The 16,406-nt window shown below is 65.3% G+C and carries 16 protein-coding genes; 9 read left to right on the forward strand and 7 right to left on the reverse strand.

The features are described 5' to 3' along the window. Positions 1-80 precede the first annotated feature (80 nt). The 8 genes from OP497_RS16490 to nanR all read left to right on the forward strand — a co-directional run bounded on the left by OP497_RS16490 (position 81) and on the right by nanR (position 8,149). Positions 81-845 (forward strand): SDR family NAD(P)-dependent oxidoreductase, encoded by a 765-nt coding sequence (locus OP497_RS16490; protein WP_280550399.1) that lies wholly within the window; start codon positions 81-83, stop codon positions 843-845. After that, positions 842-1,855, forward strand: a complete 1,014-nt coding sequence (pdxA, locus tag OP497_RS16495) for a 4-hydroxythreonine-4-phosphate dehydrogenase PdxA (protein ID WP_280550400.1) — start codon at positions 842-844, stop codon at positions 1,853-1,855. Before OP497_RS16490 ends, pdxA begins: the two co-directional genes overlap by 4 nt. Further along, the gene (locus OP497_RS16500; protein ID WP_280550402.1) at positions 1,852-3,057 is read left to right on the forward strand and encodes a four-carbon acid sugar kinase family protein; all 1,206 of its coding nucleotides are present in this window, start codon (positions 1,852-1,854) and stop codon (positions 3,055-3,057) included. The genes pdxA and OP497_RS16500 overlap by 4 nt, the downstream gene beginning before the upstream one ends. Positions 3,058-3,243: 186 nt before the next feature. After that, the gene (locus OP497_RS16505; RefSeq protein WP_280550405.1) at positions 3,244-4,242 is read left to right on the forward strand and encodes a sialic acid TRAP transporter substrate-binding protein SiaP; all 999 of its coding nucleotides are present in this window, start codon (positions 3,244-3,246) and stop codon (positions 4,240-4,242) included. A 63-nt stretch (positions 4,243-4,305) separates the two neighbouring features. Continuing rightward, positions 4,306-4,842 carry a TRAP transporter small permease gene (locus OP497_RS16510; RefSeq protein WP_280550407.1) on the forward strand — a complete coding sequence of 179 codons (537 nt, stop codon included), beginning with the start codon at positions 4,306-4,308 and terminating at the stop codon, positions 4,840-4,842. Positions 4,843-4,867: 25 nt separating this feature from the next. After that, positions 4,868-6,247 carry a TRAP transporter large permease gene (locus tag OP497_RS16515; protein ID WP_280550409.1) on the forward strand — a complete coding sequence of 460 codons (1,380 nt, stop codon included), beginning with the start codon at positions 4,868-4,870 and terminating at the stop codon, positions 6,245-6,247. A 49-nt stretch (positions 6,248-6,296) separates the two neighbouring features. Next, positions 6,297-7,361 (forward strand): Ldh family oxidoreductase, encoded by a 1,065-nt coding sequence (locus OP497_RS16520; protein ID WP_280550411.1) that lies wholly within the window; start codon positions 6,297-6,299, stop codon positions 7,359-7,361. A gap of 65 nt (positions 7,362-7,426) precedes the next feature. After that, positions 7,427-8,149 carry a transcriptional regulator NanR gene (nanR, locus tag OP497_RS16525; RefSeq protein ID WP_280550413.1) on the forward strand — a complete coding sequence of 241 codons (723 nt, stop codon included), beginning with the start codon at positions 7,427-7,429 and terminating at the stop codon, positions 8,147-8,149. 114 nt (positions 8,150-8,263) lie between these two features. On the opposite strand, the gene OP497_RS16530 is transcribed toward nanR, so the two are convergent. Genes OP497_RS16530 through OP497_RS16545 form a run of 4 tightly spaced genes read right to left on the reverse strand, consistent with a single transcriptional unit; the run spans position 8,264 to position 12,582 of the window. Next, positions 8,264-9,904: an altronate dehydratase family protein gene (locus OP497_RS16530; protein ID WP_280550415.1), complete on the reverse strand. Its 1,641-nt coding sequence runs from the start codon at positions 9,902-9,904 to the stop codon at positions 8,264-8,266. Beyond that, positions 9,882-10,952, reverse strand: coding sequence for a zinc-binding alcohol dehydrogenase family protein (locus tag OP497_RS16535; protein WP_280550417.1), 1,071 nt, complete (start codon positions 10,950-10,952; stop codon positions 9,882-9,884). Before OP497_RS16535 ends, OP497_RS16530 begins: the two co-directional genes overlap by 23 nt. A gap of 12 nt (positions 10,953-10,964) precedes the next feature. Beyond that, positions 10,965-11,816, reverse strand: a complete 852-nt coding sequence (locus OP497_RS16540) for a fumarylacetoacetate hydrolase family protein (protein WP_280550419.1) — start codon at positions 11,814-11,816, stop codon at positions 10,965-10,967. 16 nt (positions 11,817-11,832) lie between these two features. Further along, positions 11,833-12,582 carry an SDR family oxidoreductase gene (locus OP497_RS16545; RefSeq protein ID WP_280550421.1) on the reverse strand — a complete coding sequence of 250 codons (750 nt, stop codon included), beginning with the start codon at positions 12,580-12,582 and terminating at the stop codon, positions 11,833-11,835. 189 nt (positions 12,583-12,771) lie between these two features. Here OP497_RS16545 and OP497_RS16550 point away from each other — a divergent pair, with 189 nt between their 5' ends. Beyond that, positions 12,772-13,536: an FCD domain-containing protein gene (locus OP497_RS16550; RefSeq protein WP_280550423.1), complete on the forward strand. Its 765-nt coding sequence runs from the start codon at positions 12,772-12,774 to the stop codon at positions 13,534-13,536. Positions 13,537-13,607: 71 nt separating this feature from the next. Here the strand turns inward: OP497_RS16550 and OP497_RS16555 are convergent, their stop codons facing one another. From OP497_RS16555 to OP497_RS16565, 3 genes are all read right to left on the reverse strand, one after another. Beyond that, complete coding sequence (locus OP497_RS16555) at positions 13,608-15,176, reverse strand: aldehyde dehydrogenase (NADP(+)) (RefSeq protein ID WP_280550425.1); 1,569 nt, start codon at positions 15,174-15,176, stop codon at positions 13,608-13,610. Between the two features lie 17 nt (positions 15,177-15,193). Next, a complete protein-coding gene (araD1, locus tag OP497_RS16560) occupies positions 15,194-16,180 on the reverse strand; it encodes an AraD1 family protein (RefSeq protein ID WP_280550427.1) in 987 nt (328 codons plus the stop codon). A 27-nt stretch (positions 16,181-16,207) separates the two neighbouring features. Then, positions 16,208-16,406 (reverse strand): TRAP transporter large permease subunit (locus OP497_RS16565; RefSeq protein WP_280549333.1); only part of this gene is annotated, 199 nt, incomplete at its 5' end.

The raw sequence follows: 16,406 nt of genomic DNA on the forward strand, positions 1-16,406 counted from the left end.
CCGGGTCGATAGCCTGATGCCCGATAGCCTGATGCCAAGAGAGGAGCCCCCACCCCTACCGACAAGAACGGGAGACGGCAATGCTGGAGGAATGGAAAGGCAAGCGCGTACTGGTGACCGGCGCAAGCCGGGGTATCGGGGCTGCCGTGGCCAGACAGCTCGGTGCCCTTGGGGCTCATGTGGCGGTGCATTACCACGCCAGTGCCGAGGGCGCTGAAGCCGTGGCCAAGGCGATACGCGAAACGCATGGCGAAGCCTTTACGGTGAAGGGTGACATCAGCCGTTCAGCCGAAGCCACTCGCTTGGTCGACGAGGCCGCCGAGCGGCTTGGCGGTCTGGACCTGCTGATCAACAATGCCGGCGACATGCTTGGCCGGGTAACGCTGGATGAGATGGACGATACGCAGTATGACCGCGTGATGGACCTCAACGCCCGGTCGGTAGTGATGGCCAGCCGAGCCGCGTTGCCCTATTTCCGTCGCGCCGGTCGCGGCAACATCATCCATACCGGCTCGATTGCCGCGCGCAATGGCGGTGGTCCCGGCGCGGGTCTCTACGCCTCGGCGAAGGGGTTCGTGACCACCCTGACCCGCAACATGGCCAAGGAACTCGCCGGCGACAATATCCGTGTCAATGCCGTGGCACCCGGCGTGATCACCACGGATTTCCACGAGCGCCACTCCAATGATACCCAGATGGAGGCGGCACGGGCGTCGATTCCCCAGGGCCGTCTGGGCAGTGCTGAGGAGTGTGTTGGCGCCTACGTATTTCTGGGCACCGAAAGCATGAGCGGTTATGTCACAGGCCAGGTGATCGAAGTCAACGGTGGGCAACTGATGCCATGAAACATTCATCGCACACCTACGACATCGCCATCACCATGGGAGACCCGGCCGGTATCGGGCCGGAGATCATCTGTCGTGCCCTGGCGGCCATGTCGTCGGCTGAACGGGCCAGCAGCCTGGTCGTCGGTGACCCGGCGATCTATCGTCGTGCCGCGGACACCATCGGAACCACGCTCACCTTCGTTCCGCTCGACCAGAAAGCGCAGGACGATGACAGCGTGGCTGTCGCCGTGGTCGAGGCGCCGGAAGGTGTCGGGATTCCCGATGGCGAGATCAGTGCCGCTGCCGGCGACATGGCCTTTCGTTGCGTCCGGTCAGCCGTGGAACTGGTGCAGAGCGGCCGGGCCGGGGTGATCGTCACCGCGCCACTCAACAAGGCCGCGCTGCATGCGGCTGGCCACCATTATGACGGCCACACCGGGATGCTGGCCGCGCTGACCGGCGCGCCGTCATCGTTCATGCTGCTGGCCTCCGAGCACCTGTCGACCCTGCATGTGTCGACTCATGTGTCGCTGCGCGAGGCCATCGACCGGGTGACGCCCGAGCGGATCATCGCCACCGTCGAGGCCGGGCACGAACATCTCAAGTCCCTGGGAATGGCCAACCCGCGCATTGCGGTGGCCGGCCTCAATCCGCACTGCGGCGAAGGCGGTATTTTCGGCGACGAGGACATGCGCTACATCGCGCCGGCCGTCGAGGCCCTCAAGGCGCGTGGGTTCGACATCAGTGGCCCGATCTCCGCCGACACCGTCTTCTATCGTGCTTCGCAGGGCGAGTTCGACCTGGTGGTGGCGCAGTATCACGATCAGGGCCATATCCCGGTCAAGCTGATCGCCTTCGACACGACGGTGAATGTCAGTCTCGGCCTGCCGATCCAGCGGACCTCGGTGGATCACGGTACCGCCTTCGACATCGCCTGGCAGGGCAAGGCGGATGCCACCAACATGGGCGCCGCCATCGCCTATGCGCGTCGCCTGGTGGCAGGCAGAGATGAGGCGTCAGCGCCATGAACCAGCGCATGACCGGCTGCCGGCTGGCCATCGTTGCCGATGACCTGACCGGCGCGCTGGATGCCACGGCCCCCTTTGCCGCGCGAGGCGCCGATGCGCGGGTGGTGATCTCTCCGGCGGTGCTGGACGACGTGTTGGCGAGCTGGGAAGGCGCCTGGCCTGATGTGATTGCGGTGAACACCCAATCCCGTCATCTGGGCGCCGCAGAGGCCGCCCAACGGGTTGCCGACACGACCCGTCGCCTCGCAAGGGCTACGCCGGCTGCCTGGTTCAAGAAGATCGATTCGACCCTGCGCGGCCAGATAGTGGCCGAGTGCCTTGCCATGCGCGAAGCGACGGGGCGAGCCTTGCTGCTGGCCCCGGCGGTACCCGCCCAGGGCCGCGTGGTGCGTGATGCGCAGGTTTGGGTGGATGGCGTTCGCCTGGCCGACAGCGCCTATCAGGCCGATGCGCGTTCGGCGCCGCTGAGCGGCCCGCTCGACAGCGCCTTCAACGCTGGCGGGATGACGCTGGCCCGCTACGCCGGTGATGAGGGCGCATTGCCCCAGGGTGATGCGGTGGCAGATGCTGATAGCGACCGAGCTCTGGCTCGTCTCTATGACGCGACGCTGGCGGCTGGTATTCCTCGGCTGATGGTGGGGGCAGCAGGCCTGGCCACGGCCATGGCGCAGCGATGCTTCGGGCGTCTGCGTGCCAACCATCGTTCCCTGTCCAGTGTGAGGGCAGTGCTCTATGTAGTGGGCTCGCGAAGCCCGCGAGCCGCCGAGCAGCTTGCCAGGTTGCGTTGCGAGGTACCGTCGCTGCCGGTGATTGAGGCGCTGAGCCCGTCGTGCGCTATCCCGGCGGGTGATGCTGCGCTGCTAGTGCCCGGCACGATATCCGGTGGCGGCACCTCGGGGGCGCTGGGTGACACCGACATGGTCGGAGCCGCAGAGGTGGCGCAGGCCATGGCCGAAGGCGTTGCGCGCACTCTGGAGGGCTGGCCGCATGGCCGAGAGACCCTGCTGTTTCTGACCGGTGGGGATATCGCCATGGCCACGCTGTCGCGACTCGGTGTCACATCGATCAGCGTGGAGGCGGAGTGGGCGCCCGGCGTGGCGCTTGGCTGTCTCGATGGAGAGCCGATGCGCCGTGTGATGACCAAGGCAGGCGGCTTCGGAGCGCCGGACCTGTTACAACGTTTGCACCGCACCTTCCACTAAAGGCGCATGCCGATAGGTCCGCCGCTGGTTGCGCGGGGCTGCGGGAAGGGCTAGTTTGAAATCGGTGGTATGATACGTATACAGACAGACGCTCAGGTAAGCACGCGAGAGCCATCGAACCGATCATGGATGCGCCACCATTCCAGCCATAAACAGAACAAACTCAACGGTTGTGAGGAGTACAACATGAGCGACAAGAACCAACGCCAGTTCACGCTGTCCCGGGTGATGACGGTCCTTCTAATCGCCGGCGGCGTCAGCCTGGGCGGTGCCGCCCAGGCCAAGGAGCTGAACTTCGCCCACGTTTACGAGACAACGGAGCCCTACCACGAATGGGCCCTGTGGGCGGCAGAGCAGATCGAGAAGCGCACCGATGGCCGCTACTCCATCAACGTGCATCCGGCCTCCTCGCTGGGCAAGGAAGCGGATATCAACGAAGGCCTGCAGCTGGGGACCGTTGACTTGATCTATACCGGCAACCAGTTCGCCGGTCGCTTCTACGGTCCGATCGGCATCGCCGGTGCACCCTACATGTTCCGCGACTTCGACCACTGGCAGGCCTATGCCGACAGCGAGCTCTTCAAGGAGATCGCCCAGGGCTACCAGGACGCCACCGGCAACGTGCCACTGGCCATGAACTATTATGGCCGGCGCCACGTCACCTCCAACAAGCCGATCAATACCCCCGAGGACATGCAGGATCTGAAGATCCGCACGCCCAATGCGCCCATGTACATGATGTTCCCCGAGGCGGTCGGTGCCAATCCCACCCCTATCGCCTTCGCCGAGGTCTATCTGGCACTGCAGCAAGGCGTGGTCGACGCTCAGGAGAACCCGCTGCCCACCATCAAGGCCAAGGCATTCTATGAGGTGCAGGACTACATCAACCTGACCGGACACATCACCGATTCGTTGATCACCATCGCCAGCGGATCGCTTTGGGATAGCCTGTCCGAAGAGGATCGCGAGATCTTCCGCGAGGTCTACATGAAAGCCGGTGAGGAGATCACCGAAGACATTCTCCAGTCCGAGGAGGACCTCGTCGCCTGGTTCGAGGATCAAGGGGTGACCGTAAATGAAGTCGATACCACGCCCTTCCGCGAAGCAGTGATTCCCTACCATACTGGTGAAGACGCTACCTGGGATCAGGAAACCTACGACCGTCTTCAGGCGATCGGTCAGTAATCTCCTTCTTGTTGCCGACGCGCCACCCCTTCAATGGGGTGGCGCTCTCTGTGGAGCTATCATATGACAACAGAAAAATGGCCTGACGGGGATTCCGGTTTTCAGATCGAGGAAGACGATGCCTTCGAGTGGCGGGACTACGGTGTTGAGGATTACGCCACCCTTGTGGTGTTCTGGGTGCTGGCGCTGGACGTCTTCGTCCAATTTTTTAGCCGCTACGTACTGGGCAATTCCATTGCCTGGACAGAGGAAATAGCCCGCTACCTCTTGGTGATGGTGGGCTTCATGGGCGGCGCCATGACGGTGAGAAAGGGGTCCCAGATCGCCGTCGAGTTCTTCTATCGCTACATGCCGTTGTGGATGGCCCGAACGGCTTCGACACTGGTGGATCTGGTCAACATTGCCTTCTTTGCCGCCATGGTATGGCTCACCTTCAATCTGTCCAGCCTGACCACGGCGCTGATGGCATCCGTGGATATCCCCAAGAGCTATCTCTACTACATCGTGATGCTGGGGTTCGTGCTGATGCTGGTCCGCGCCGTTCAGCTAGCCATCCGCCACTGGCACAGCGGTTCCAGTGAGCTGCTGGATTCACCGTGATAACGTCGACCGAGAGAGCCTTTCCATGTCCAATATCCTGACCCTGAGGCGGCACGGCACCCTGGTGCCACCAGTGCTCGCGGCGCTTGCCATCCTTGGCTGCATCGTCCTGGCGGTCACCGAGCAGTACCTGTTTTTTCTCTTCGGTATGCTTTTCACCCTGCTGGTACTTGGTGTGCCCATTGCCGTCAGCCTGGGGGGATCCAGTCTGCTCTATGTGGCGTTGTCCGGGAGCGTGCCCGAGGTAGTGGTCGCTCAGCGCATGATCAGCGGCATCGATAGTTTTCCATTGTTGGCGATTCCGTTCTTCATTCTCGCCGGCAACCTGATGAATAACGGTGGTATCACTACGCGTATTTTCGACTTTGCCAAGGCATTGATGGGCTGGATGCGTGGCGGGCTCGGTCACGTCAACGTCGGTGCCAGCATCGTCTTCTCTGGCATGTCGGGTGCCGCCGTGGCCGATGCCGGTGGCCTGGGCACCATTGAAATCAAAGCAATGCGCGAAGCCGGTTATGACGAGGAATTCGCGGTGGGCATCACTGCGGCGTCATCGACCATTGGTCCTATCATTCCGCCCAGTCTGCCCATGGTGATCTATGGTGTCATGGCTTCGGTATCGGTGGGCCAGTTGTTCGTGGCCGGCTTGGTCCCTGGACTGCTGATGGGCCTGGTGCTGATGCTGATGATATTCTTCCTGGCAAGGCGTCGCGGCTATCAGCGTGACGCGGCTTTCTCTTGGTCGGTGCTGGGGCAGACCTTCAAACGCGCCATCCTGTCGCTGTTTACCCCGGTCATCATCGTCGGCGGCATCATGACCGGGGCCTTTACTCCCACCGAAGCTGCCATCGCCGCCGTGGTCTATGCACTCTTTCTGGGTGGCGTGGTGTATCGCATCCTGACCTGGCGGCGGCTGATGAAGGTCAGCATGGAAACTATCGAGACCACGGCTGTTATCCTGCTGATCGTCGCAGGGGCTTCGATCTTCGCCTGGATCTTGACCAGCAACCAGGTCGCTCAGCAAGTGGTCAACCTGCTCGGACCCCTCGCCGATAACCCTGTGGCCACACTGATCATCATCAACATCGTGCTGCTTATCGTCGGTTGCTTCATGGAGACCATTGCCGCCATTACTATCCTGGTGCCGGTACTGCTGCCGCTGGCGGTGACATCCGGGGTCGACCCGGTCCACTTCGGGGTGATCATGGTCCTCAACCTGATGATCGGCCTGCTGACGCCGCCTGTCGGCATGGTGCTCTACGTGCTCTCGCGGGTGTCGAACATCTCCTTTGAAAAGTGCATGCGTGGCACCCTGCCGTTCCTGATTCCGCTGGTGATTTCGTTGCTGCTGGTGACCTTCATTCCGGCGATCTCGCTGTGGCTGCCGACTCTGGTCTATCGGTGAGCCACGCTTCCACGAGAGGAAAAAGGAAACCCGATCGATGAAACAGCAAATGCAGGAGTTCCGGGTCCCTGTCGACGATCTGGAAAATTTCATCAAGGCGGCACTGGTCCGTTCCGGTGCCGATGAGGCTTCGGCTGTGGCCGTGACTCGGGCCCTGGTCACGGCCTCGCGAATGGGGACCGACAGCCATGGTCTGCGGCTGCTTCCTCATTACCTCAAGGCGCTGCAAGGCGGAAGGATCAGCGGGCATCCCGAGATGCGCTTCAGTCGCCGACTGCCGGCGACCGGCTTTCTGGATGCCGACAATGGTTTCGGTCACTTGGCCGCGTACACCGCGATGTCACATGCCGGGGACATGGCCGAGGAGGTCGGGCTCGGGGCGGTGGCCGTTGGGCATTCTTCGCATTTCGGCGCGGCAGGCTGTTATGCCCTGGCGGCCGCCGAGCGAGGCCTGATCGGCATGGCCTTCTGCAATTCCGATCCCTTCGTGCTCCTGCACGAAGGCAAGACGCCCTTTCACGGGACCAATCCCATCGCCTTCGCCGCCCCTGTAGCGGGGGAGTCGCCCTACCTGCTTGACATGGCGACCAGCTCGGTGCCATGGAACCGTGTCCAGCAGTATGGCGCCATCGGCCGTGAGCTTCCTGATCAGGTCGCTGCGGATGCCCGGGGAGAAGTGACTCGTCAGCCCGATGAGGTGGCGGCACTCCTGCCCCTTGGCGGTAGCGACTTCGGCTTTAAGGGGGCGGGACTCGGTGGCATGGTCGAGGTGCTCAGTTCGACACTTTCCGGAATGCTCAACGGTTTTCGACTACTGCCCATGGGTGGGCCGGACATGTCGACCCCGCGTGGTATCGGGCATTTCGTCTTGGCGATGAACCCCGCCGCCTTCACCGAGGCGTCGACCTTTCAGGCCTGCCTGAGCGAATATCTCGCGGATCTTCGTTCCCGTCCCGCCATGGCCGGCAGCGAGGTACTGGCGCCCGGGGATCGGGAGTGGAACTGCCTGGCGCGCCGCGACGCTGAGGGTATCCCGCTGGACAGCGCCAACCAACGCGCTTACGCCGAACTGGCAGAGACCCTGAATGTTCCGGCATTGCAGCCTCTGGCCTGAGCGGGGGTAGGGGCAAATGCAGTAACATGGCGGTCAAGCAGCGGATCAACCAGGAGAACCAGCCCATGTCCCGATATCGGATCGAGCGCAAGACGCTCTCCGAACAGGTCGCCGAGCAGCTCGAGGCGGATATCCTCGAGGGGCGGCTTGGCGAGAACGATCAACTGCCCTCCGAGCGAGAGTTGATGGAGCAGTTCGGCGTCGGCCGTCCGGCGGTGCGTGAGGCGTTGTTCTACTTGCAGCAGCTGGGCCTTATCGCCATCAACAGCGGTACCCGGGCACGAGTCATCCGGCCCACCGCCGAGGCGGTGATGGCGCGGCTCTCCGGGGTAACCCGCCAGCTGCTCTCCAAGCCTGATGGCCAGCAGTACTTTCAGGAGGCCCGGGCCTTGTTCGAGCTCTCCTTGGCCCGCTATGCGGCGCGCTACGCCGGAGAGGAGGACTTGGCTCGCCTGCGTGGGGCCCTGCAGGAGAATCATGACGCCGTAGGCGACGAGGCGCGCTTCAAGCGCTCCGATAACGACTTCCACGGTGTGCTGGCGAGCATCGCCCGCAACCCTATCTTCGATGCCATCCACGTGGCGCTCTCCGAGTGGCTCGACGATCGTCGCGCCCAGGTGCTGCAGCAAAAGGATGAGGATAAGGCGGCGCTGGCGGCCCACATCGAGATCGTCGAGGCCATCGAATCCCGCGACCCGGACGCCGCCGAGGCGGCCATGAGGCGCCATCTGGACCGTCACTATGGCACCTACATGCAGCTCAAGAAGCGTCTCACCGTTGAGGAGTGAGTCCCCTACCCGCCGCCAGTAGGAGCCATTGCGAAGAAGGGCCCGCTGCTCATGCAGCGGGCCCTTTCGATCGTGCAGTGTCGTTACCTGCCTCCACTGTCAGGATGAGTGTCGTTACAAGGAAACCCCACGTTTCCAGGGGATGAAGTCGTACTGCGCCAGCTGCACCGCACGGGGCTGGTAGCGCCCTGAGGCGGCGTCGATGCACAGTCTCAGCAGCTGCTCTGCCAGCGCGTCGATGCGGGTCTCTCCGCGGATGATGGGGCCGGCGTCGAAGTCGATGACGTCGCCCATGCGCGCGGCCAGCTCGCTGTTGCTGGAGATCTTGATGACCGGGGTGACCGGGTTGCCGGTGGGCGTGCCCAGCCCGGTGGTGAAGAGGATCAGGTTGGCACCGGAACCCGCAAGTGCCGTCGTCGACTCCACGTCATTTCCCGGTGAGCAGAGCAGATTGAGGCCAGCCTTGGTGCGGGGTTCGGTGTAGTCAAGCACGGCCACCACTGGGCTGTCGCCGCCCTTCTTGGCGGCGCCGGCGGACTTCATGGCATCGGTGATCAGGCCGTCGCGGATGTTGCCGGGGGAGGGGTTCATCGAGAAGTCGACGCCTACCCGTGCGGCGTGCTGCTGGTAGGCCTCCATCAGGTCCTGGAAGCGGCTTGCCACGGTGTCGTCGGTACAACGGGCGATCAGCTCGTGTTCCACGCCACACAGTTCAGGAAACTCGCTGAGGATGCCGCTGCCACCCAGCGCTACCAGGCGATCGACCACAGCCCCTACCAAGGGGTTGGCGGAGAGCCCGGAGAAGCCGTCGGAGCCGCCGCACTCCACGCCCAGGGTCAGCGCCGAGAGCGGTGCCGGGGCTCGCGTGACGGTGTTGGCCTCGGCCAGGCCGTCGAAGATGGTGGTCAGCGCCTCGCGGATCAGCGCCTCCTCGCTTGTGCTTCCCTGCTGCTCCAGGTAGTGCACCGGGCGCAGACCGTCGGGGTCGCGTTCGGCCACGGCGTCGCGCAGCATGCCGATCTGGGCCTTCTGACAACCCAGGCTCAGCACCGTGGCGCCGGCCACGTTGGGGTGGCTGATGTAGCCCGCCAGCAGTTGGCACAGCGCTTCGGCATCGTCATCGGTACCGCCGCAGCCCAGGGTGTGGGTGAGGAATCGCACCCCGTCGACGTTGGGGAAGAGCCGCTCACCGGGCGGCTCGGCCGGCGCCTGGCCGGTGGCGCCGTGGAGCAGCTCGCGGGCCATGCGCTTGTAGTCGCGGAAGGGGTCGTCGCCCAGGGCGTCGGCCACGCACTGTCGCAGCACCTCGATATTGCGGTTCTCGCAGAACACCAGGGGGACCACCAGCCAGATGTTGGCGGTGCCCACCTGACCATCGGGGCGGTGGTAGCCGTCGAAGGTGGTGTCGCGAAAGGCCGTGACGTCGGGGGCCTGCCACTCGCCGCGCCGCGCCTGTGGCTGGGTGGTGGCCGTGCCGTGCTCGGTATTTTCGGTGGTGATGGCCGCGCCTTCAGGGATCGGTCGGGTAGCGCGGCCCACGGTGACGCCGTACATGATCACGGCCTCGCCCGTGTCGAGCGGCCGGACCGTGAACTTGTGCTTGTGGCGGATCGCCTCATCCAGGCGCAGGGTGCGGCCATCAGCGTCGATCTCGCTGCTGGCTGGCAGGTCCTTGAGGGCGACACGCACGTTATCAGCGGCGTGCACGCGCAGGCTGGCCAGTTGGCCGCTGTCACTGGCGATGGTGTGGGGCATTGTCGGCCTCCGCTGAAACGTATCCTGGGGAATCGAGCTCTATCATGGCCTTGATCACGCCGCTGCCCGGGGCGCACCAGGCGGGCATGTCGTCGGGGAAGTCACCCAGCTCGGTGCGGTGGGTGATCATGGCGCTGGCCGGGAGGCGGCCCGCTTCCATCAGCCGGCATACCTCGTCGAAGTCCGCCCGGGTGGCGTTGCGGCTGGAGAGCAGGCTCATCTCCTTGCGGTGGAAATCCGGATCGTGGAAGGTGATGTCCGCCTTGACGATGCTAACCAGCACGTAGCGGCCGGCATGGCCGACCAGGTCGAATCCCTGCTGCATGGCGGTGGGGTTGCCCGTGGCATCGAACACCGCGTCGGCCAGCTCGCCATCGCTGATGGCCTGCAGGGCCGCGGCAACGTCCTCCTCGAGGGGATTCAACGTGTCTGTGATACCGAGCCGATCGCGGCAGAAGGCCAGGCGCTCGGGGTTGGTGTCGACCACCACCACTCTGGCTCCTCGCTCGCGTGCCAGCTGCGCTACGCCCATGCCGATGGGGCCGGCGCCGGCCACCACGGCGAGCTCACCCTCGCTGAGCTCGCTGCGGCGCACCGCGTGGGCGCCGATGGCCTGGCACTCGACCAGGGCCAGCTGGTCCAGAGGCAGGGTGTCGGAGGTCACGAGCTGCTCTACGGGCACCGCCAAGCGATCGCACATGCCGCCGTCACGATGGACACCGATCACCTGCATGTGCCGGCAACAGTTGGTACGGCCCTGGCGACAGGCCCGGCAGTCTCCGCAGTGCAGGTAAGGAATCACGTAAGCGTTGCGGCCTACCAGCGCCGGGTCGACTTGGTCGCCCACGGCGACGATCTCGCCGGCCAGCTCGTGGCCGAGTACCCGCGGATACTGGAAATAGGGCTGATTGCCGCCGAAGGCGTGGATATCAGTGCCACACACCCCGACCCGGCGGATGCGCAGCAGGGCCTCGCCGGCCCCGCATGATGGGGCGGCGCGGTCCTCGAGGATCAGCCGGCCGGGCTCTTGGCAGACGACGGTTCGCATGACGGCCTCCGGTTAGCGTGCGGGTTCGGCGACGACGGCCTGGTGCTGCTCGCCGAGCCCCTCGATGCCCAGGCGCATGCGCTGGCCGGGCTTCAGGTAAGTTGGTGGCTGCTGGCCCATGCCCACTCCAGGCGGTGTGCCGGTGGAGATGACATCGCCTGGCTGCAGGCTCATGAAGCGGCTGAGATAGCTGATCAGGAAGGGGATCCGGTAAACCATGGTGCGGGTATTGCCATCCTGGTAGCGCTGGCCGTCTACCTCCAGCCAGAGGTCGAGAGCATGGGGGTCGGCGACCTCGTCCGGGGTCACCAGCCAGGGGCCCAGGGGACCGAAGGTGTCGCACCCCTTGCCCTTGTCCCAGCTGCCGCTGCGCTCGAGCTGGAACTCGCGCTCGGAAACGTCGTTGACCACGCAGTAGCCGGCCACGGAGTCCATGGCCTGGTCCTCGCTGACGTAGCGGGTCTCCTTGCCGATCACCACGCCGAGCTCCACTTCCCAGTCGGTCTTGGTGGAGTCGCGGGGGATGATGACATCGTCGTCGGGACCGCAGATGGCGCTGGTCCATTTGTTGAAGACCACCGGCTCCGGCGGCACTTGGGCGCCGGTCTCGGCGGCGTGGTCGGAGTAGTTGAGGCCGATGCAGATGAACTTGCCGACGCGCCCTACACAGGGGCCGAGATGGGTGTCGGCCGGGACCTCGGGCAGGCGCGAGGAGTCGAGCTCGGCCAGTCGGGCCAGGGTCTCGTGGTCCAGGTGCCGGCCGTCGAGGTCGGGCAGGTGGGCCGATAGGTCGCGGATCACGCCGTCGGCGTCGAGCAGGCCGGGTTTCTCGTGGCCCCGGGGGCCGAAGCGCAGCAGTTTCATGGGGTCTCCTTGCAGTTCAGATCAGCCAGCCGCCGTCGATGACCTGGGCGGTGCCGGTGGTGTAGCCGGACTCGTCCGCGGCGAGATAGGTGGTCAGGGCGGCGATTTCCTCCGGGGTGCCCAGCCGCCCCAGCGGCTGGCGGGCGAGGAAGTCGGCCTGTACCTCGGCCTCCGGTCGTCCCTGCTGGTGGGCCTGGTCGCGGATGCGCTGGCGCAGCGAGGGAGAGTCCACGGTGCCGGGGCAGATGGCGTTGCAGCGGATGCCCTGGTCGATGTAGTCGGCGGCGATCGACTTGGTCAGGCCGATCACCGCGGCCTTGGTGGTGCCGTAGGCGCAGCGGTTGGGCACGCCCTTGAGGCTCGAGGCCACCGAGGCCATGTTGATGATGCTGCCGCCACCGTGGTCGATCATGGCCGGCAGCAGGGCGCGAGTCAGGCGCGCCATGGCGGTGACGTTGAGCGCCAGTGACAGCTCCCAGTCGGCATCCGAGCCGGTGAGCAGACTGCCACCGGCCACGTAGCCGGCGCAGTTGAAGAGCACATCCAGAGGCGGCAACTCGGCGGCCAAGGCGTCAATGGATGCGGCATCGAGCACATCCAGGCGACGTGTCTCGATGCCAGAAGTCGCCTCCAGCTCGTGTAGCTTGTCGGCGTCGATGTCGGTGGCGATGACCCGTGCGCCCTCGGCGGCGAAGTGCAGGGCGGTGGCGCGACCGATGCCCTGGCCGGCGGCGGTGATCAGGGCCGTCTTGTCCTTCAATCGCATGGTGCGGGCTTCCTGGGGTTGTGTCGGTTTTGTGGGGAAGGAGCCGTGGCGCGTTACTGGTATGACAGGATGCTAGCCTGATGGTAGGTCAGAGTATGGCCCAAGGGGATAGAACCAGCAACGTGAATGTTGTCTTAATGTTGAACATATGGAAGAATATGGCGTTATTTTCCGACAGCGTGTTGCCCCGTGAAAGCTTCCCCTTCCCGACCCCGTCGTCCCAGCGTCGCCGACTTCCTCGCCGAGGCCATCTTCTCCGGCCGCTACCAGCCGGGGGACTTCGTGCCCAAGGAGATGGCCCTGGCGGAGCAGTTCGACATCAACCGCTCGGCGGTGCGCAGTGACCTGCGCCAACTGGTGGACGTGGGCATCATCGAACGCATCTCGGGACACGGTTCCAAGGTCCGGGAGTATGAAGAGTGGAACATCCTCGATCCCCAGGTCACCGACTGGATCACTCGGTTCGCCTATCCCAATCCGCGCATCCAGCGTGAGATCCTGGCCTTCCGCCTGGATGTAGAGCCCTATGTGGCGATGACCGCGGCGCGGCGTGCCAAGGCGCGTGACCTGGTGGCCATCGAGGAGGCCTTCGAGGGCATGGGGCAGAACCTGCGCAGCGCCGGCAATCCCGAGGAGCGCAAGCTGCACAGCGACTACGACGTCGCCTTCCACGTCGCCATCTTCAAGGCCACCCACAACATCGTCTGGTCCCAGCTGTCGCACATCCTGCGGCCGTCGATCCAGCTGCTGGTTTCGGAATCCAACATCAGCGCCACGGACCCTGAGCAGAGCCTGGAGCGACATCGCAAGGTGATGGAATGCATCCGCACCCGCGATGCCCAGGGCGCCTTCCAGGCTGCCCAGGCGGTGCTGGAGGGCACGGCCGAGGCCTTGGGCATCGAGCCGGGTGACGGCCTGCTGGGCGATATGCTGGCGATCCCCGTTTCACGCTGATCTGCGCAGACCCAAAAAAATGGCGGCCCGAAGGCCGCCGAAGGGTTCAAACCGCTTGCACATTCGTGTGATCAATCCCGCTTGCCGTCCACCAGCCGGCTGACGCCCAGCGGGTTGTCCTCCTTGAGTGCCTCGGGCAGCAGGCCTTGCGGCAGGTTCTGGTAGCACACCGGACGCAGGAAGCGGTGGATGGCCGCGCTGCCCACCGAGGTGGTGCGCGAGTCGGAGGTGGCCGGGAACGGGCCGCCGTGGACCATGGCGTGGCACACCTCGACGCCGGTGGGCCAGCCGTTGGCCATGACACGACCGGCCTTGCGCTCGAGGACCGGAAGCAGGGTGCGTGCCGTGTCCAGGTCGCCATCGTCCATCTGCAGCGTGGCGGTCAGCTGGCCCTCCAGATGCTCGGCCACGGCACGCATTTCCTCCAGATCCTCGCACTCGATCACCAGCGAGGCGGCACCGAATACCTCGGCCTGCAGGGCCTCGCTTTGCAGGAAGTCCGCGGCGCGGCTAGCGAACAGCGCGGTCTGGCACTGGTGGGGCCCCTCGCTGGCCGAGCCGCGCGCGATCTCGCGGGCTTCCCCGGCCAGCTGGCTCACGCCATCGCCGTAGGCGGCGTGGATGCCCGGGGTGAGCATGGTCTGGGCGGCGCTGCCCTTGACCGTTTCAGCGGCGGCAGCGGTGAAGGCGTCCAGTGCCTCGCCCTTGATGGCGATCACCAGGCCGGGATTGGTGCAGAACTGCCCTGCGCCCATGTTCAGCGAGCCGACGAAGCCCTCGGCGATCTCCTTGCCACGGGCCTGGAGCGCCTCGGGCAGCAGGAACACCGGGTTGATGGAGCTCATCTCGGCATAGACGGGGATCGGCTGGGGCCGGTTCTGTGCGGTCTGCATCAGCGCCAGGCCACCCGAACGCGAACCGGTGAAGCCCACCGCCTGGATACGCGGGTCGGCGACCAGCGCCTGGCCGATCTCCTTGCCCGAGCCGAACAGCAGCGAGAAGACGCCCTCGGGAAGACCACAGCTGGCCACGGCCTTCTGCACGGCACGGCCCACCAGTTCGGAGGTGCCGGGGTGGGCGGAGTGTGCCTTGACCACCACCGGGCAGCCGGCGGCCAGCGCCGAGGCGGTGTCGCCGCCGGCCACGCTGAACGCCAGCGGGAAGTTCGAGGCGCCGAACACCGCCACCGGGCCCAGGGCCAGGTGGCGCTGGCGCAGATCGACGCGAGGCATCGGCTGGCGGTCGGGGAGTGCCGGGTCGATGCGCACGTCGAGCCACTCGCCGGCGCGGACCACCGAGGCGAACAGGCGCAGCTGGCCACAGGTACGCCCCCGTTCGCCTTCGATCCGTGCCTGGGGCAGGCCGGTCTCGGCCATGGCGCGCTCGACCAGGGTATCGCCCAGCCCCTCGATCTCGGCGGCGATGGTTTCCAGGAACGTCGCACGCTCTTCCAGGGAGGTCTCGCGATAGCGATCGAAAGCCGCCCAGGCCAGGTCGCAGGCCTGAGCGACCTCGGTACGGTCGAGCCCCGGGTAGTCGGGCGCGAGCGTATCGCCACTGGCTGGATCGATGGCGCGAATGACGGCCTGGTTGCCGGAAACGGCTTGCTGGCCGATCAGAGAAGTGCCTTGTGGTGTCATGCTTCCTCCAGAGTCGATTACAGGGCGTTGATGCAGATTGTCTTGGTTGCCGCTTCGGGGTGCAGCGTATTGCGCAGGGGGCGGCCGAACTCGGGGAGCGTGATTTCGAAGCGGTCTCCCTCGCGAGCATGAACATCATCGGCAAAGCTGAGTGTCGCCGTGCCGAAGAAGTGCACATGAACGTCGCCGGGGCGCCGGAAGCCGGCGTACTTGAAGTGGTGATGCTCCAGGTTGGCCAGGCTGTGGGCCATGTTGGCCTCGCCGGTGAGGAAGGGCTTCTCCCACAGCGTCTCGCCATGGCGGACGATACGGCTCACGCCCTCCAGGTGCGTAGGCAGCTCGCCCACCAGCAGTTCCGGGCCGAAGCTGCAGGCGCGCAGCTTGGAGTGGGCCAGCCACAGGTAGTTGAAGCGCTCGGTGACATGGTCGGAGAACTCGTTGCCGATGGCATGGCCGACCCGCCAGGGGGTGCCGTCATCGCCGATCACGTAGAGCCCGGCGAGCTCCGGTTCCTCGCCGGCGTCCTGCGCGAAGGCGGGCGAGGGGATCTCGGCCTCGGGGGCCACCACGCAGTCGCCATCGCCCTTGTAGAACCACTCTGGCTGGGCGCCGGTCTCGCCGGCGGCCGGTTTGCCGCTCTCTACGCCTAGCTTGAACATGCGCATGGAGTCGGTCAACTCGGCCTCGCTGACCTGGCTCTTGGCATGCATCGCCGAGCGGGTATCGGCGCTTCCCAGGTGGGTCAGGCCGGTGCCGGTGACCAGACAATGGGCCGGGTCGGGGTGGGTCAGCGGCGGCAGCAGGCGTTTCTCGTCTATTAATACCTGATAGTCGAGGCGGGTCTCGGTGAGGGCCGTCTCCACCGCCTGCGCCAGGGGCTGGCCGGCCGCGATGGCGCGCCGGGCCAGGGTATGGGTGTCGGCGTCGAGCAGCCGGACCCGCTCGGCGCTCTCGACCCGGGCGGCCCTCGCCTCGCCCTCATGGATGCACTGGATCAGTCGCATATCGTGTCCTCTCGTTTTGTCAGGGGGTTACAGCGGCCAGATCGCCAGCTGCGGCCACAAGAGCAGCGCCGCCAGCATCAGCAGCTGGATCGCCATGAAGGGCAGCACCGAGACGTAGATGTCCTTGAGGCTGATCTCCGGCGGCGCCACGCTCTTCAGGTAGAAGGCCGCGGGGCCGAACGGCGGCGACAGGAACGACACCTGCATGTTCACCGCGAACAGGATG

The sequence above is a fragment of the Halomonas sp. 11-S5 genome (genome assembly GCF_029889825.1).
Taxonomy (GTDB): domain Bacteria; phylum Pseudomonadota; class Gammaproteobacteria; order Pseudomonadales; family Halomonadaceae; genus Halomonas.